Here is a 15139-nt window from a genome sequence, read left to right as displayed (position 1 = left end):
TCGATGACGCCAGAGACCACCGCCGCCGGCGCCGGCAAGCCCGGCTTCAACCTCTCGAAGTGGGCGCTGGACCATCCCGCGCTCACCCGCTATTTGATGCTGGTGCTGATGCTGCTGGGCTTCGCGGCCTACTTCCAGCTGGGCCAGGACGAGGACCCGCCCTTCACCTTCCGCGCGATGGTGGTGCGCACCTACTGGCCCGGCGCGACCGCGCAGCAGGTGGCCGAGCAGGTGACCGACAAGCTCGAGCGCACGCTGCAGGAGGCACCCTACGCCGACAAGATCCGCAGCTACTCCAAGCCCGGCGAGTCGCAGATCATCTTCCAGATCAAGGACTCGTCGAAGCCCGGCGACGTCGCCAACGTCTGGTACACGGTCCGCAAGAAGATCGGCGACATCCGCGGCACCCTTCCGGCGGGCATCCAGGGCCCCTTCTTCAACGACGACTTCGGCGACGTCTACGGCGTGATCTATGCGCTGGAAAGCGACGGCTTCAGATATGCCGAGCTCAAGACCTTCGCCGACGACGTGCGCCAGCAGCTGCTGCGCGTGCAGGACGTGGCCAAGGTCGAGCAGTTCGGCGTGCAGGACGAGAAGGTCTTCGTCGAGGTCTCGCAGAAACGCCTGGCGCAGCTGGGGCTGGACTTCAACACCGTGCTGTCGCAGCTGGGGCAGCAGAACGCCATCGAGAGCGCCGGCACGATCCAGGCGCCGCAGGACGTGGTGCAGGTGCGGGTGGCCGGCCAGTTCACCAGCGTGGACCAGCTGCGCGCGATGCCGATCCGCGGCACTTCGGGCAGCCAGATGCGCCTCGGTGACATCGCGGAAATCCGCCGGGACTATGTCGATCCGCCGCAGGTCAAGGTGCGGCACCAGGGCAAGGAGGTGATCGCGCTGGGCATCTCCATGGCCAAGGGCGGCGACATCATCACGCTCGGCGAGTCCCTGCGCGCGGCCACCGCCGAGATCGACAAGCGCCTGCCGGCGGGCGTGAAGCTGGCGCAGGTGCAGAACCAGCCGGTGGCGGTCTCGACCTCGGTGAACGAGTTCGTGCGGGTGCTGATCGAGGCTGTGGCCATCGTGCTGGCGGTGAGCTTCATCGCGCTCGGGCTCCACAAGGGCGGGCGCTTCGGGTACTACATCGACATCCGCCCGGGCCTGGTGGTGGCGATCACCATTCCGCTGGTGCTGGCCGTGACCTTCCTCGCGATGAACTACTTCGGCATCGGGCTGCACAAGATCTCGCTGGGTTCGCTGATCATCGCGCTCGGCCTCCTGGTGGACGACGCGATCATCGCGGTCGAGATGATGGTGCGGAAGATGGAGGAGGGCTACGACAAGGTTCGTGCCGCCACCTTCGCCTACGACGTCACGGCCAAGCCGATGCTGACCGGCACGCTGATCACGGCCGCGGGCTTCCTGCCCATCGGCATCGCGAAGTCGGTGACGGGCGAGTACACCTTCGCGATCTTCGCGGTGACGGTGATCGCGCTGGTGCTGAGCTGGCTGGTCTCGGTCTACTTCGTGCCCTACCTCGGCACCTTGCTGCTGAAGGTGAAGCCGCACGATCCCGAGGAGCCGCCGCACGAGCTGTTCGACTCGCCCTTCTACAGCACCTTCAGGCGCACGGTGAACTGGTGCGTCAAGCACCGCTGGCTGACCATCGGCGCGACCCTGCTGACCTTCGCGCTGGGCATCGTCGGCATGGGCAAGGTGCAGCAGCAGTTCTTTCCCGATTCGAGCCGGCCGGAGATCATGGTCGACCTGTGGTTCCCCGAAGGCACCTCCTTCGCCGCCAACGAGGAGGTCGCCAAGCGCGTCGAGCAGCGGCTGCTGAAGGAAGAGGGCATCACCACCGTCAGCACCTGGGTCGGCTCCGGCGTGCCGCGCTTCTACCTGCCGCTGGACCAGGTGTTCCCGCAGACCAACGTCTCGCAATTGATCGTGCTGGCCAAGGACCTCAAGTACCGCGAGTCGCTGCGCCTCAAGCTGCCGGGGCTGCTGGCGGAGGAGTTCCCCGAGATCCGCGGCCGCGTGAAGCTTCTGCCCAACGGGCCGCCGGTGGCCTATCCGGTGCAGTTCCGCGTGATCGGGACCGAGCCGGAACTGCTGCGCACGCATGCCGACGAGGTCAAGGCGATCATGCGCGACAACGCCAACATGCGCGGCGTGAACGACAACTGGAACGAGTCGGTCAAGGTGATCCGGCTCGAGGTGGACCAGGACAAGGCGCGCGCCCTCGGCGTCACCAGCCAGGCCATCGCGCAGGCCTCGCGCACGATGTTCAGCGGCACCACCATCGGCCAGTACCGCGAGAACGACCTGCTGATCGACATCGTGCTGCGCCAGCAGCCCGACGAGCGCGAGGCGATCTCGGACATCGGCAACGCCTACCTGCCCACCAGTTCCGGCCGTTCGATCCCGCTGACGCAGATCGCCCGGCCGGTGTTCAGTTGGGAGCCCGGCGTGATGTGGCGCGAGAACCGCGACTACGCGATCACGGTGCAGGGCGACATCGTCGAGGGGCTGCAGGGCGCCACCGTCACCGAGCAGCTGCTGCCGGCGTTACGCAAGCTGGAGGCCAAGTGGCATGCCGAAGGGCAGGGCGCCTACCGCATCGAAGTGGCGGGCGCGGTGGAGGAGAGCAGCAAGGGCTCGTCGTCGATCGTGGCGGGCATTCCGATCATGCTGTTCCTGGTCTTCACGCTGCTCATGCTGCAGCTGCACAGCTTCAGCCGTTCGATGCTGGTCTTCCTGACCGGACCGCTGGGCATCGCCGGCGTGGCCGGCGCGCTGCTGGTGACGAACCGGCCCTTCGGCTTCGTGGCCCTGTTGGGCGTGATCGCGCTGATGGGCATGATCCAGCGCAACGCCGTGATCCTGATCGACCAGATCGAGCACGACCGCGCGGCCGGCGTGCCGACCTGGGATGCGATCGTCGAATCGGCGGTGCGCCGGCTGCGCCCCATCGTGCTGACCGCGGCCGCGGCGGTGCTGGCGATGATCCCGCTGTCGCGCAGCGTCTTCTGGGGGCCGATGGCGATCGCCATCATGGGCGGCCTCATCGTTGCCACCGTGCTGACGCTGCTGGCCCTGCCGGCAATGTACGCGGCCTGGTTCCGCGTGCGCCGTGATGAAGCCAACCCCGCCAAGGAGGCCGAGGAGGCCCTGGTTCGCGCTTAAAATACGCGGTTGACCGATTTCAGGCGGTCGGCTTTCCCGGCCGGCTGCTATTCGAATGCGAAGGCGGCCTGCGGGCCGCCTTCCGTATTCATCACCTGAAAAAACTGGAACCGCGCGGGTGGCGAAATTGGTAGACGCACCAGGTTTAGGTCCTGACGTTCGCAAGAACGTGCCGGTTCGAGTCCGGCCCCGCGCACCAGCACAAGACCCTCTCAAGGAAGACACAAATGACCGTGAACGTTGAAACCCTCGACAAGCTCGAGCGCAAGATCACGCTGACCTTGCCCGTCGGCACCATCCAGTCCGAGGTCGATTCACGCCTCAAGAAGCTGGCCCGCACCGTCAAGATGGACGGCTTCCGCCCCGGCAAGGTGCCGATGACCGTGGTGGCCCAGCGCTACGGCTACTCGGTGCACTACGAGGTCATGAACGACAAGGTCGGCGAGGCCTTCTCGCAGGCCGCCAACGAGGCCAAGCTGCGCGTGGCCGGCCAGCCGCGCATCACCGAGAAGGAAGAGGCGCCCGAGGGCCAGCTGGCCTTCGACGCGGTCTTCGAGGTCTTCCCCGACGTCAAGATCAACGACCTCTCCAATGCCGAGGTCGAGAAGCTCAGCGCCGAGGTGGGCGACGATGCGATCGACAAGACGCTCGACATTCTGCGCAAGCAGCGCCGCACCTTCGCCCAGCGCGCCCAGGACGCCGCCGTGCAGGACGGGGACCGCGTGACGGTCGACTTCGAGGGCAAGATCGACGGCGAGCCCTTCCAGGGCGGCAAGGCCGACGACTTCCAGTTCATCGTCGGCGAGGGCCAGATGCTCAAGGAATTCGAGGACGCCGTGCGCGGCCTCAAGGCCGGCGACAGCCGCACCTTCCCGCTGTCCTTCCCGGCCGACTACCACGGCAAGGACGTGGCCGGCAAGCAGGCCGACTTCATGGTCACGGTCAAGAAGATCGAGGCCTCGCACCTGCCCGAGGTCAACGAGCAGCTGGCCAAGTCGCTCGGCATCGCCGAGGCCACCGTCGAAGGCCTGCGCGCCGACATCAAGAAGAACCTGGAGCGCGAAGTCAAGTTCCGCCTGCTGGCACGCAACAAGAACGCCGTGATGGACGCGCTGATCGCCAACGCCGAGCTGGACCTGCCCAAGTCGAGCGTCCAGGCCGAGGTCGACCGCATGGTCGAAGGCGCCCGTGCCGAGCTCAAGCAGCGTGGCATCAAGGACGCCGACAAGGCCCCGATCCCCGACGACGTGTTCCGCCCGCAGGCCGAGCGCCGCGTGCGTCTGGGCCTGGTCGTGGCTGAGCTGGTGCGCGCCAACAACCTGCAGGCCAAGCCCGAGCAGATCAAGGCCCACATCGACGAGTTGGCGGCCAGCTACGAGAAGCCGGCCGACGTGGTGCGCTGGTACTTCAGCGACAACCGCCGCCTGGCCGAGGTCGAGGCGGTGGTGATCGAGAACAACGTCACGGATTTCGTGCTCGGCCAAGCGAAGGTCAATGCCAAGTCGGTCTCCTTCGACGAGCTGATGGCCCAGCAGGGCTGACGCGCCGGCCACCTCGTGGGGCTTGTGCTTTGTGGCACGGGCCCCATGTCGTCTGGGTACAGTACAAAACCTCTCTGGAGAGCACACATGAGCGCACAGGACATTCAAGGCCTCGGCATGATCCCGATGGTCATCGAGCAATCGGGCCGCGGCGAGCGTTCCTACGACATCTATTCGCGGCTGCTCAAGGAGCGGGTGATCTTCCTGGTGGGCGAGGTCAACGACCAGACCGCCAACCTGGTGGTGGCGCAGCTGCTCTTTCTGGAAAGCGAGAACCCGGACAAGGACATCTCGTTCTACATCAACTCGCCCGGCGGCAGCGTGAGCGCCGGCATGGCGATCTACGACACCATGCAGTTCATCAAGCCGGCCGTGTCGACCCTGTGCGTGGGCTTCGCCGCCAGCATGGGCGCCTTCCTGCTGGCAGCGGGCGAGAAGGGCAAGCGTTTTTCGCTGCCCAACTCCAAGATCATGATCCACCAGGTTCTGGGCGGCGCCCGGGGCCAGGCGACCGATATCGAGATCCATGCCCGCGACATCCTGAAGACGCGCGAGCAGATGAACCGCATCCTGGCCGAGCGCACCGGCCAGCCGCTGGAGAAGATCGCCCGCGACACCGAGCGGGACTACTTCCTGACCGCGGACGAAGCCAAGGACTACGGCCTGGTCGACCAGGTGATCGCCAAGCGCAGCTGAGCCGGGGGCGCTGAGGCGCCCCGGCGGCGACAACGGCGTTTTCCGTACGGAAAACGCCGTTTTTGTTCGGGTTGGGGACGGGCCGAGGGTCTTCCTTCTTCGCTATCATTGTTAAACCCCCGTTACGAGGCATCTGTCCATGGCCGAGAAAAAAGGCTCTTCCAGCGAAAAAACGCTTTACTGCTCGTTCTGCGGGAAGAGCCAGCACGAGGTCAAGAAGCTGATCGCCGGCCCGTCGGTTTTCATTTGTGACGAGTGCATCGATCTCTGCAACGAGATCATTCGCGACGAGCTGCCCGCCGGCGAGGAATCGCGCGAGGCGCGCAGCGACCTGCCGACGCCGCTGGAGATCAAGGCCAACCTCGACAATTACGTCATCGGCCAGGAGCCTGCCAAGCGCATGCTGTCGGTGGCGGTCTACAACCACTACAAGCGGCTGCGCCACAAGGACAAGGCCAAGGGCGAAGACGTCGAGCTCAGCAAGAGCAACATCCTGTTGATCGGCCCCACCGGTTCCGGCAAGACCCTCCTGGCCCAGACCCTGGCCCGCATGCTCGACGTGCCCTTCGTGATGGCCGACGCCACCACGCTGACCGAGGCCGGCTATGTGGGCGAGGACGTCGAGAACATCATCCAGAAGCTGCTGCAGAGCTGCAACTACGAGGTGGAGCGGGCGCAGCGCGGCATTGTCTACATCGACGAGATCGACAAGATCTCGCGCAAATCCGACAACCCCTCGATCACCCGCGACGTGTCGGGCGAGGGCGTGCAGCAGGCGCTGCTCAAGCTGATCGAAGGCACCATGGCCAGCGTGCCGCCGCAGGGCGGGCGCAAGCACCCCAATCAGGACTTCCTGCAGATCGACACGACCAACATCCTGTTCATCTGCGGCGGTGCCTTCGCGGGATTGGAGAAGGTGATCGAGAACCGCACCGAGGCCTCCGGCATCGGCTTCGGCGCTTCGGTCAAGAGCAAGCAGCAACGCAGCCTGACCGAGGTGTTCCGCGAGGTCGAGCCCGAGGACTTGATCAAGTTCGGCCTGATTCCGGAACTGGTCGGCCGCATGCCGGTCGTTGCGTCACTGGCCGAGCTCAGCGAGGACGCCCTGGTGCAGATCCTGACCGAACCGAAGAACGCGGTGGTCAAGCAATTCACCAAGCTGCTGCAGATGGAAGGCGTCGACCTCGAGATCCGTCCGGCGGCGCTCAAGGCCATTGCGCGCAAGGCGCTGGCCCGCAAGACCGGTGCCCGCGGCCTGCGCTCGATCCTGGAGCAATCCCTGATCGACACCATGTTCGAGCTGCCGAATGCCACCAATGTCGACAAGGTCGTGGTCGAAGAATCCACAATCGACGAAAACAAGCCACCGCTCCTCGTGTACCGCGAGGCGGCCAAGAAGGCCTGATTGAGTGACTGTCAGGCCGGCCCCTCGGATACCGGCGACCGGCGTCTTCGGCGATTACTGTGCCCGCGGGCTTGAAAAGCGCGCGCGGCCGACCATCTTTCCATGATCAAGTAAAGGATTTCCATGTCCGGTCATACCCCTCTGCCTGCCACCGAAATCGACCTGCCGCTGCTGCCGCTGCGCGACGTGGTCGTTTTCCCCCACATGGTGATCCCGCTTTTCGTCGGCCGGCCCAAGAGCATCAAGGCGCTCGAGCTCGCAATGGAAGCGGAGCGCCGGATCATGCTGGTCGCCCAGAAGGCCGCCGCCAAGGACGAGCCGTCTGTCGAGGACATGTTCGAGGTCGGCTGCATCTCGACCATCCTGCAGATGCTGAAGCTGCCCGACGGCACGGTGAAGGTGCTGGTCGAGGGCCAGCAGCGCGCGCGCGTCAACCGCATCGACGACGGCGAGACGCATTTCTCCGCCAACGTGACGCCCGTGCAAGTGCCCGAGGCCGCGGTGCAGAAGGGCACCGAGGTCGAGGCGCTGCGCCGCGCGGTGATGCAGCAGTTCGACCAGTACGTCAAGCTCAACAAGAAGATCCCGCCCGAGATCCTGACCTCGATCTCGAGCATCGACGATCCGGGCCGCCTGGCCGACACCATCGCCGCCCACCTGCCGCTCAAGCTCGACAACAAGCAGGCGGTGCTCGACCTCGACGACATCAAGGCCCGGCTGGAGAACCTGTTCGGCCAGCTGGAGCGCGAGGTCGACATCCTCAATGTCGACAAGAAGATCCGCGGCCGCGTCAAGCGCCAGATGGAGAAAAACCAGCGCGACTTCTACCTGAACGAGCAGGTCAAGGCGATCCAGAAGGAACTGGGCGAAGGCGAAGAGGGCGCCGACGTCGAGGAGATCGAGAAGAAGATCAAGCTCGCCAAGATGCCCAAGGAAGCGCTCAAGAAAGCCGAAGGCGAGCTCAAGAAGCTCAAGCTGATGTCGCCCATGTCGGCCGAGGCCACCGTGGTGCGCAACTACATCGACGTGCTGATCGGCCTGCCCTGGAGCAAGAAGACCAAGATCAAGCACGACCTCGCGCATGCCGAGGAGGTGCTCAACGAGGACCACTACGGTCTCGAAAAGGTCAAGGACCGAATCCTTGAATATCTTGCGGTGCAGCAGCGCGTCGACAAGGTGAAGGCGCCGATCCTCTGCCTCGTGGGTCCGCCGGGCGTGGGCAAGACCTCGCTGGGCCAGTCGATCGCCAAGGCGACCGGCCGCAAGTACACGCGCATGGCGCTGGGCGGCATGCGCGACGAGGCCGAGATCCGCGGGCACCGCCGCACCTACATCGGCGCATTGCCGGGCAAGGTGCTGCAGAGCCTGAACAAGGTGGGCACGCGCAATCCCTTGTTCCTGCTGGACGAGATCGACAAGCTGGGCACCGACTTCCGCGGCGATCCATCGAGCGCGCTGCTGGAAGTGCTGGACCCCGAGCAGAACCACACCTTCGGCGACCATTACGTCGAGGTCGACTTCGACCTCTCCGACGTGATGTTCGTCGCCACCTCGAACTCGATGAACATTCCGCCGGCGCTGCTGGACCGGATGGAAGTGATCCGCCTTGCGGGCTACACCGAGGACGAGAAGACGCACATTGCGCTCAAGTACCTGCTGCCCAAGCAGATGAAGAACAACGGCGTGAAGGAGGACGAACTCCTGATCACCGAGGAGGCCGTGCGCGACATCGTGCGCTACTACACCCGCGAGGCCGGCGTGCGTTCGCTCGAGCGCGAGCTTTCCAAGATCTGCCGCAAGACGGTCAAGGGCCTGCTGCTCAAGAAGATGACGCCCAAGGTCTTGGTCGAGGGCAAGAACCTCAACGACTTCCTCGGCGTGCGCAAGTACACCTTCGGCCTAGCCGAGAAGCAGAATCAGGTGGGCCAGGTGGTCGGCCTGGCATGGACCGAAGTCGGTGGCGACCTGCTCACGATCGAGGCCGTGACGATGCCCGGCAAGGGCGTGATCAGCCGCACCGGCTCGCTCGGCGACGTCATGAAGGAGTCGGTGGAGGCCGCCCGCACCGTGGTGCGCAGCCGCGCACGCCGGCTCGGCATCAAGGACGAGGTGTTCGAGAAGCGCGACATCCACATCCACGTGCCCGACGGCGCCACGCCCAAGGACGGCCCGAGTGCGGGCGCCGCGATGACGACCGCCTTCGTGTCGGCCCTGACCGGCATCCCCGTGCGCGCCGACGTCGCGATGACCGGCGAGATCACGCTGCGCGGAGAAGTCACTGCCATCGGCGGCCTGAAGGAAAAGCTGCTGGCCGCCCTGCGCGGCGGCATCAAGACCGTGCTGATCCCGGAGGAGAACGCCAAGGACCTGCAGGACATCCCCGAGAACGTGAAGAACGGCCTCGAGATCGTGCCGGTGAAGTGGATCGACAAGGTGCTCGAGATCGCGCTGGAGAAGGAGCCGACGCCGCTGTCGGATGAGGAGGTCGCGGCCTCCGCTGCAGCAATGGCCGAGCAGGCCAAGCAGCGTGCACCGCAGCCTGCGGAAGGCTCGATCAAGCATTGAGCCTCGGCCCTTGCGAGAGCTCGAAAAAGTGCTATATAATTTAAGGCTTGAAACGCGGGAATAGCTCAGTTGGTAGAGCGCAACCTTGCCAAGGTTGAGGTCGAGAGTTCGAGACTCTTTTCCCGCTCCAGTTTTCAAAAGGGAAGCTTCAAGCTTCCCTTTTTTTCGCGAGTTCCAAGCAAGAAGAAAACGTCGATTCAACGCGTGGCGCGATAGCAAAGCGGTTATGCAACGGATTGCAAATCCGTCTAGCCCGGTTCGACTCCGGGTCGCGCCTCCACCCTTCCTCGGTATCGAAGAGAACAGCCCCTCCAACCATCGTTGTCGGGGCTGTTCTCGTTTCGGGTATCGTCCCTATCCAACCGGACGCCCGGATGGTGAAATTGGTAGACACATCGGACTTAAAATCCGCCGCTTCCTGCATAAGGGGCGTACCGGTTCGACCCCGGTTCCGGGCACCACCACATCACAAGGGAGCATGACATGCCTCGCTACAACGCTCCGTTCGAAATCCACGTCCACGGCGACGTGCCGCTGCGCCCTGATGCGAGCTTCGAGCAGATTCAGGAAGCCCTGAAACCGCTCTGGAAATACGCTGGCGCCCGTTCGCTGGCCGATGGCGCGAACAGCGTCTATGAGGAAGAGCCCGGCATCCGCTTCGAGCAGAAGGAGCACATGCTCCAGATCTGCTGGACGGTTGCCGGCGACGAAGATTTCCGCCAGGCGCTCGACGAGATGTGCATGGCCCTCAACGAGCTCGCCGAGCAGGGCGCCGCGATCGAGGTCACCTTCTACGACACCGACTTCGACGAGGAAGAGAGCGATCCCGATGAAGAGTCCCGCGACGACTTCCTGATGCTCTTCATCGGCCCCAACCCGGCCGCGATCATGCAGGTCCAGCGCGACCTCCTGGTCGAGGACGTGGTGAACCTCATGGAGCGCCACTTCGACGGCGCCGAGCTCGGTGGCGTGGTGGCCGAGATCGACAAGCTCTTCGGCGACCGCTTCGATGCGCTGGTGAATTCGCTCGAGATCGGCAAGCGCCCCCGCGGCGGCACCGGTGGCCCGGGCGCCGGCGGCCATGGCGGCGGACGCCGCCCGCGCCACCTGCACTGAGCACGCAGGCGCTGAAGCTGCGCCACGGAGCGGTCAACCCGCTCCGCTATGCTCTGCGACCTTCTGTACGAGGAGAGTCGCTTGGCCCTTTTTTCCCAGTCCGCCCTCCGTCCCGGCGTGCGCAAGCGCGAAGTGTTCGGTTGGGCAATGTACGACTTCGCCAACTCGGGCTACACCACCGTCGTGATCACGGCGGTGTTCGCCGCCTATTTCGTCGGCGGGATCACCAAGGGCGCGCCCTGGGGACCTTTCGCGTGGACGGTGGCCCTGAGCATCTCCTATGCGATCGTCATGCTGAGCATGCCGGCGATCGGCGCCTGGGCCGACCTCCATGCCGCGAAGAAAAGGATCCTGGCGATCGTCACGGCCGGCTGCGTGCTCGGCACTGCGGCGCTGGCGATCACGCCGCAGCTCGGCGGCCCTTTCGCCGTCGCGCTGGCGATGGGCCTGGTGGTGGTCTCGAACACCTTCTACTCCTACGGCGAGTCGCTCACCGGCGCCTTCCTGCCGGAACTGGCGACGGCCGAAGGCATGGGCAAAGTCAGCGGGTGGGGTTGGGCCTTCGGCTACATCGGCGGCATGCTCGCGCTCGGGTTGTGCCTGGCCTATGTGCTGTGGTCGCAGGCCCGGAGCCTGCCCGCCGCGCACTTCGTGCCGGTCACGATGCTGATCACCGCAGCCATCTACGGCCTGGCTGCCTGCGCCACCTTTGCGCTGCTGCCCGAGCGGGCGCAGCCTCAGCTGGCAGCCGACAGGCGCAGCGCCTGGCAGCAACTGCGCGACACCTTCCGCCAGGCGCGCGCCTACCGCGACTTCATGTGGCTGCTGGCCTGCACCGTCTGCTACCAGGGCGGCGTGGCGGTGGCGATCACGCTGGCGGCGATCTATGCGGAGCAGGTGATCGGCTTCGTGCCGAGCGAGACCATGATGCTGATCTTCGTGCTCAACATTGCCGCGGCGCTGGGCGCCTTCGGCTTCGGCTATCTGCAGGACCGCATCGGCCATCGTCTCGCGCTGTCGGGTGCGCTGGTGGCGTGGATCGCAGTGTGCGTCATCGCGGCCTCGGTCACGACCAAGGGCGGGTTCTGGTGGGCCGCGACGATCGCGGGCCTGGCCATGGGTTCGAGCCAGTCGGCGGGGCGCGCCATGACCGGCTTGCTCGCGCCGCCGCGGCAGCTGGCGGAGTTCTTCGGCCTCTGGAGCTTTGCCACACGTTTGGCGGCGATCATCGGCCCCTTGAGCTACGGGACCATCACCTGGGCTACCGGCGGCAACCAGCGCATCGCCATCCTCGCGACCAGCACGCTGTTCGTCGCAGGCCTGCTGCTGCTGCTGCCGATCGACATGCGGCGGGGCCGGGCGGCGGCGCTGCGCGGAGAGGGGGCTCAGTCGGAAGCAGAGCGACCCTTGGCAGCGCGGTAGGCCGTTCCGTCAAAGCGCAGCGTCTGCGACGAGAACTTCGCCGGACGCTCGTGCGTCACGCATTCGTCGCCCTGCGAGCTGGAGCGGGTCTCGGTGCGGGTCCGGCGCAGGAGCAGGTCCGCCCAGCCGTGGCTCGTGCTGCGCGCGACGGACAGGCTGCTGCGCACGGTCTCGAAGTTGCCGGCACAGTTGGCGTCCCACTCGCCGCGCTCCAGCGTCATCTCGAGGGCGTCGAGCACCCGCGCGAGCTTGGCGCCCTGCGGGACGTACAGCGTGAGCGTCTCGTTCGAGTAGGGATTCACGCGCGACGAGCCCTGGCGCACGATGCGCAGGCCGAAAGCGCGCGCGTCGGCGGCCAGGGTGTAGCGCGCCGTGTCGACCTTGATCTCGCTGATGCGGACCGCATCCTCGCGCATGGCCGAGGCCTCGTACAGGCGGCTGACGACCGTGGCGCGATCGGTGTTGCCGTTGTCCGCCTGCTGCACCACCAGCACGTCCAGATCGAACTGCATTACGCCGGGGTCGGAAGAGGGGCGCGGCAACGGCAGCACGACGATGAAGCGCCCCGCAAAGCCGCGCCAGGGCTGGCATACGGCGCGTTCGTGGTCGAGCGCCCGCTTCGGATGCAGCTTGGCGTGCATGCGCTCCGCGAGGCCGGTGTCGCAGGCTGCGTGGCCGGTGGCGCTCAGCAGGGCCAGCAGACAGGCAAGGACCAGGCGAAGAGCCATGCGCGCAACGGAAGGAATCAAGCGCTGGCCGCGGCCGCAGTCTCTGCCGGTCGCGCGAGCCAGCGCGCCGCCGCGGCATCGAGCGCCTCGGGGGCCGCGCTGCTCAGGAGGGCAACGCTGCCTTCGCCTTCGGCGGCCAGCTGCCCGGTCTCTGCCAGCAGCCGCCGCGTCTGCAGCGCGACGGGCGCACCGGTGTCGATGAAGCGCACCGATTCGCCGCAATGGCGGCGCAGTTCGGTCGCGATGAAGGGGTAGTGCGTGCAGCCCAGCACCAGGGTGTCGATCTCCCCGGGCGCGCTGCCGAAACGGCCGGCGTGTCGCAGATAGCGTTCGCTCAAGGTGGCGATTTCGGCGGTGTCGCCGCATTCGATCGCGCCCGCCAGTCCGTCGCAAGGAACGATGCGGAAGTCCGCCTGTCCGGCCAGCGAGGCATGCAGCGCCCCGAACTTGCGGCTCTCCAGTGTCACGCGGGTCGCGATCACCGCGATATGGCCGGTGCGCGTCGCCGCCACCGCGGGCTTGAGGGCCGGCTCGACGCCGACCACCGGCAGCGCCCGATGTTCGTTCCGCAGCTCGTGGATGGCTGCCGCGGTGGCGGTGTTGCAGGCGACCACCAGAGCCTTGATCCGGTGCCGCTCCAGCAGGTAGCGCGCGACCGTGCGGGTGCGCATCGCCACGTAGGCGTCTTCCCGCTCGCCGTAGGGCGCGTGGCCCGCGTCGGCGAAGTACACGAAGCGCTCATGCGGCAATTCCTCGCGCAGCGCGTTGAGCACGCTCAACCCGCCCACGCCGCTGTCGAACACGCCGATGGGCGAGGGGCTCAAGCCTCTTCCATCATGATGGTCTTGAACTCCCCGCTGGCGATGCGCTTCTGCCATTCCGCGGGGCCGGTGATGTGGGCGCTGGTGCCGCCGGCGTCCACTGCCACCGTCACCGGCATGTCGACCACGTCGAACTCGTAGATCGCCTCCATGCCCAGGTCGGCGAAGCCCACCACCTTGGCGGTCTTGATGGCCTTGCTCACCAGGTAGGCGGCGCCGCCCACGGCCATCAAATAGGCGCTCTTGTGCTTCTGGATCGCCTCGATCGCCACCGGCCCGCGCTCGGCCTTGCCGATCATCGCGATCAGGCCGGTCTTTGCCAGCATCATCTCGGTGAAGCCGTCCATGCGGGTGGCCGTGGTCGGGCCGGCCGGGCCCACTGCCTCGCCCTTGACCGGATCGACCGGGCCCACGTAATAGATCACCCGGTTGGTGAAGTCCACCGGCAGCTTCTCGCCCTTGGCCAGCATGTCTGCGATGCGCTTGTGCGCGGCGTCGCGGCCGGTCAGCATCTTGCCCTTGAGCAACAGCGTGTCGCCCGGCTTCCAGCTCGCCACCTCGGCCGGCGTGAGGGTGTCGAGGTCGACCCGCTTGCTCTTGTTGTAGTCGGGCGCCCAGTCGATCTTGGGCCACAGGTCCAGCGAGGGGGCTTCGAGGTAGACGGGGCCCGAGCCGTCGAGCACGAAGTGCGCGTGCCGCGTGGCGGCGCAGTTCGGGATCATGGCCACCGGCTTGCTGGCTGCATGCGTGGGATACATCTTGATCTTGACGTCGAGCACCGTGGCCAAGCCCCCCAGTCCCTGCGCGCCGATGCCCAGCGCATTGACCTTCTCGTAGAGCTCCACGCGTAGCGCTTCCACCTTGTCCAGCTCGGCGCCCGAACGCTTCTTCGCCAGCAGCTCGTGCATGTCGAGGTCGTCCATCAGGCTTTCCTTGGCCATCAGCGCCGCCTTCTCGGCCGTGCCGCCGATGCCGATGCCGAGCATCCCCGGCGGGCACCAGCCGGCGCCCATCGTGGGCACGGTCTTGAGCACCCAGTCGACCACGCTGTCGCCGGGGTTCAGCATCACCAGCTTGCTCTTGTTCTCGCTGCCGCCGCCCTTGGCGGCTACCGTCACCTCCACCGTGTTGCCGGGGACGATCTCGGTGAAGATCACCGCCGGCGTGTTGTCCTTGGTGTTCTTGCGATCGAACTGCGGATCGGCCACCACGGAGGCGCGCAACATGTTGTCGGGGTGGTTGTAGCCGCGGCGAACGCCCTCGTTGATCGCTTCATCAAGGCTGCCGGTGAAGCCGCCCCAGCGTACGTCCATGCCCACCTTCAGGAAGACGTTGACGATGCCGGTGTCCTGGCAGATCGGCCGCTGCCCGGTCGCGCTCATCTTGCTGTTGGTCAGGATCTGCGCCATCGCGTCCTTGGCCGCGGGGCTCTGCTCGCGCTCGTAGGCGCGCGCCAGGTGGGCGATGTAGTCGGTGGGGTGGTAGTAGCTGATGTACTGGAGCGCGGCGGCAACCGACTCGATCAGGTCGGTTTGCTGGATGATGGTCATGGCAGAGTCCGTGGGAGGGGGAAAGTACTCGCACAAATGCGAGCCGTTCTTGTTTGCAACGATACTGGGCGGATGCCCCGGTGCGCCAGGCGCGCCCTCCATTTTGACAGCG

The 15139-nt window shown here is 66.0% G+C and carries 10 protein-coding genes and 4 tRNA genes; 11 read left to right on the top strand and 3 right to left on the bottom strand.

Going from position 1 to position 15139, the window contains the following annotated elements; translation table 11 throughout:
* Window positions 1-3: 3 nt before the first annotated feature.
* The 11 genes from AC3A6Y_RS13040 to AC3A6Y_RS12990 all read left to right on the top strand — a co-directional run bounded on the left by AC3A6Y_RS13040 (window position 4) and on the right by AC3A6Y_RS12990 (window position 11928).
* A complete protein-coding gene (locus tag AC3A6Y_RS13040) occupies window positions 4-3183 on the top strand; it encodes an efflux RND transporter permease subunit (protein WP_487868639.1) in 3180 nt (1059 codons plus the stop codon).
* A 112-nt stretch (window positions 3184-3295) separates the two neighbouring features.
* Window positions 3296-3382, top strand: a tRNA-Leu gene (locus AC3A6Y_RS13035).
* Window positions 3383-3410: 28 nt separating this feature from the next.
* Window positions 3411-4724, top strand: a complete 1314-nt coding sequence (gene tig, locus AC3A6Y_RS13030; RefSeq protein WP_309962182.1) for a trigger factor — start codon at window positions 3411-3413, stop codon at window positions 4722-4724.
* Window positions 4725-4811: 87 nt separating this feature from the next.
* Window positions 4812-5420, top strand: a complete 609-nt coding sequence (gene clpP, locus AC3A6Y_RS13025) for an ATP-dependent Clp endopeptidase proteolytic subunit ClpP (protein WP_487868638.1) — start codon at window positions 4812-4814, stop codon at window positions 5418-5420.
* Window positions 5421-5559: 139 nt separating this feature from the next.
* On the top strand, window positions 5560-6825 hold the full coding sequence (gene clpX / locus AC3A6Y_RS13020; protein WP_487868637.1) for an ATP-dependent Clp protease ATP-binding subunit ClpX: 1266 nt from the start codon (window positions 5560-5562) through the stop codon (window positions 6823-6825).
* Window positions 6826-6948: 123 nt separating this feature from the next.
* Entirely contained in the window at window positions 6949-9390 is a 2442-nt protein-coding gene (gene lon / locus AC3A6Y_RS13015; protein WP_487868636.1) for an endopeptidase La, read from the top strand.
* Between the two features lie 54 nt (window positions 9391-9444).
* Window positions 9445-9520, top strand: a tRNA-Gly gene (locus AC3A6Y_RS13010).
* Between the two features lie 76 nt (window positions 9521-9596).
* Window positions 9597-9670 (top strand) — tRNA-Cys (locus AC3A6Y_RS13005).
* An 88-nt stretch (window positions 9671-9758) separates the two neighbouring features.
* Window positions 9759-9851: transfer RNA gene (locus AC3A6Y_RS13000), tRNA-Leu, on the top strand.
* 22 nt (window positions 9852-9873) lie between these two features.
* Window positions 9874-10506 carry a DUF6806 family protein gene (locus tag AC3A6Y_RS12995; RefSeq protein WP_487868635.1) on the top strand — a complete coding sequence of 211 codons (633 nt, stop codon included), beginning with the start codon at window positions 9874-9876 and terminating at the stop codon, window positions 10504-10506.
* A gap of 81 nt (window positions 10507-10587) precedes the next feature.
* Window positions 10588-11928, top strand: coding sequence for an MFS transporter (locus AC3A6Y_RS12990; protein WP_487868634.1), 1341 nt, complete (start codon window positions 10588-10590; stop codon window positions 11926-11928).
* On the opposite strand, the gene AC3A6Y_RS12985 is transcribed toward AC3A6Y_RS12990, so the two are convergent.
* The 3 genes from AC3A6Y_RS12985 to AC3A6Y_RS12975 are packed head-to-tail and all read right to left on the bottom strand — an operon-like array spanning window position 11892 to window position 15027.
* Window positions 11892-12656, bottom strand: a complete 765-nt coding sequence (locus AC3A6Y_RS12985) for a PA3715 family protein (protein ID WP_487868633.1) — start codon at window positions 12654-12656, stop codon at window positions 11892-11894. The two genes, AC3A6Y_RS12990 and AC3A6Y_RS12985, sit on opposite strands and share 37 nt — an antisense overlap.
* A gap of 17 nt (window positions 12657-12673) precedes the next feature.
* Entirely contained in the window at window positions 12674-13480 is an 807-nt protein-coding gene (gene murI, locus AC3A6Y_RS12980) for a glutamate racemase (RefSeq protein ID WP_487868632.1), read from the bottom strand.
* Complete coding sequence (locus AC3A6Y_RS12975) at window positions 13477-15027, bottom strand: fumarate hydratase (RefSeq protein ID WP_487868631.1); 1551 nt, start codon at window positions 15025-15027, stop codon at window positions 13477-13479. Before AC3A6Y_RS12975 ends, murI begins: the two co-directional genes overlap by 4 nt.
* Between the last annotated feature and the right edge of the window lie 112 nt (window positions 15028-15139).

The sequence above is a fragment of the Variovorax sp. Soil_C_17 genome, from assembly GCF_057657265.1.
This window is presented reverse-complemented; position numbering and strand designations above follow the sequence as displayed.

Bases quoted from the DNA above. Each gene is read 5' to 3' on its own strand.
- tig (WP_309962182.1), top strand. From the start codon at position 3,411: ATGACCGTGAACGTTGAAACCCTCGACAAGCTCGAGCGCAAGATCACG.
- AC3A6Y_RS12985 (WP_487868633.1), bottom strand. From the start codon at position 12,656: ATGGCTCTTCGCCTGGTCCTTGCCTGTCTGCTGGCCCTGCTGAGCGCC.
- clpP (WP_487868638.1), top strand. From the start codon at position 4,812: ATGAGCGCACAGGACATTCAAGGCCTCGGCATGATCCCGATGGTCATC.
- lon (WP_487868636.1), top strand. From the start codon at position 6,949: ATGTCCGGTCATACCCCTCTGCCTGCCACCGAAATCGACCTGCCGCTG.
- clpX (WP_487868637.1), top strand. From the start codon at position 5,560: ATGGCCGAGAAAAAAGGCTCTTCCAGCGAAAAAACGCTTTACTGCTCG.
- AC3A6Y_RS12995 (WP_487868635.1), top strand. From the start codon at position 9,874: ATGCCTCGCTACAACGCTCCGTTCGAAATCCACGTCCACGGCGACGTG.
- AC3A6Y_RS13040 (WP_487868639.1), top strand. From the start codon at position 4: ATGACGCCAGAGACCACCGCCGCCGGCGCCGGCAAGCCCGGCTTCAAC.
- AC3A6Y_RS12975 (WP_487868631.1), bottom strand. From the start codon at position 15,027: ATGACCATCATCCAGCAAACCGACCTGATCGAGTCGGTTGCCGCCGCG.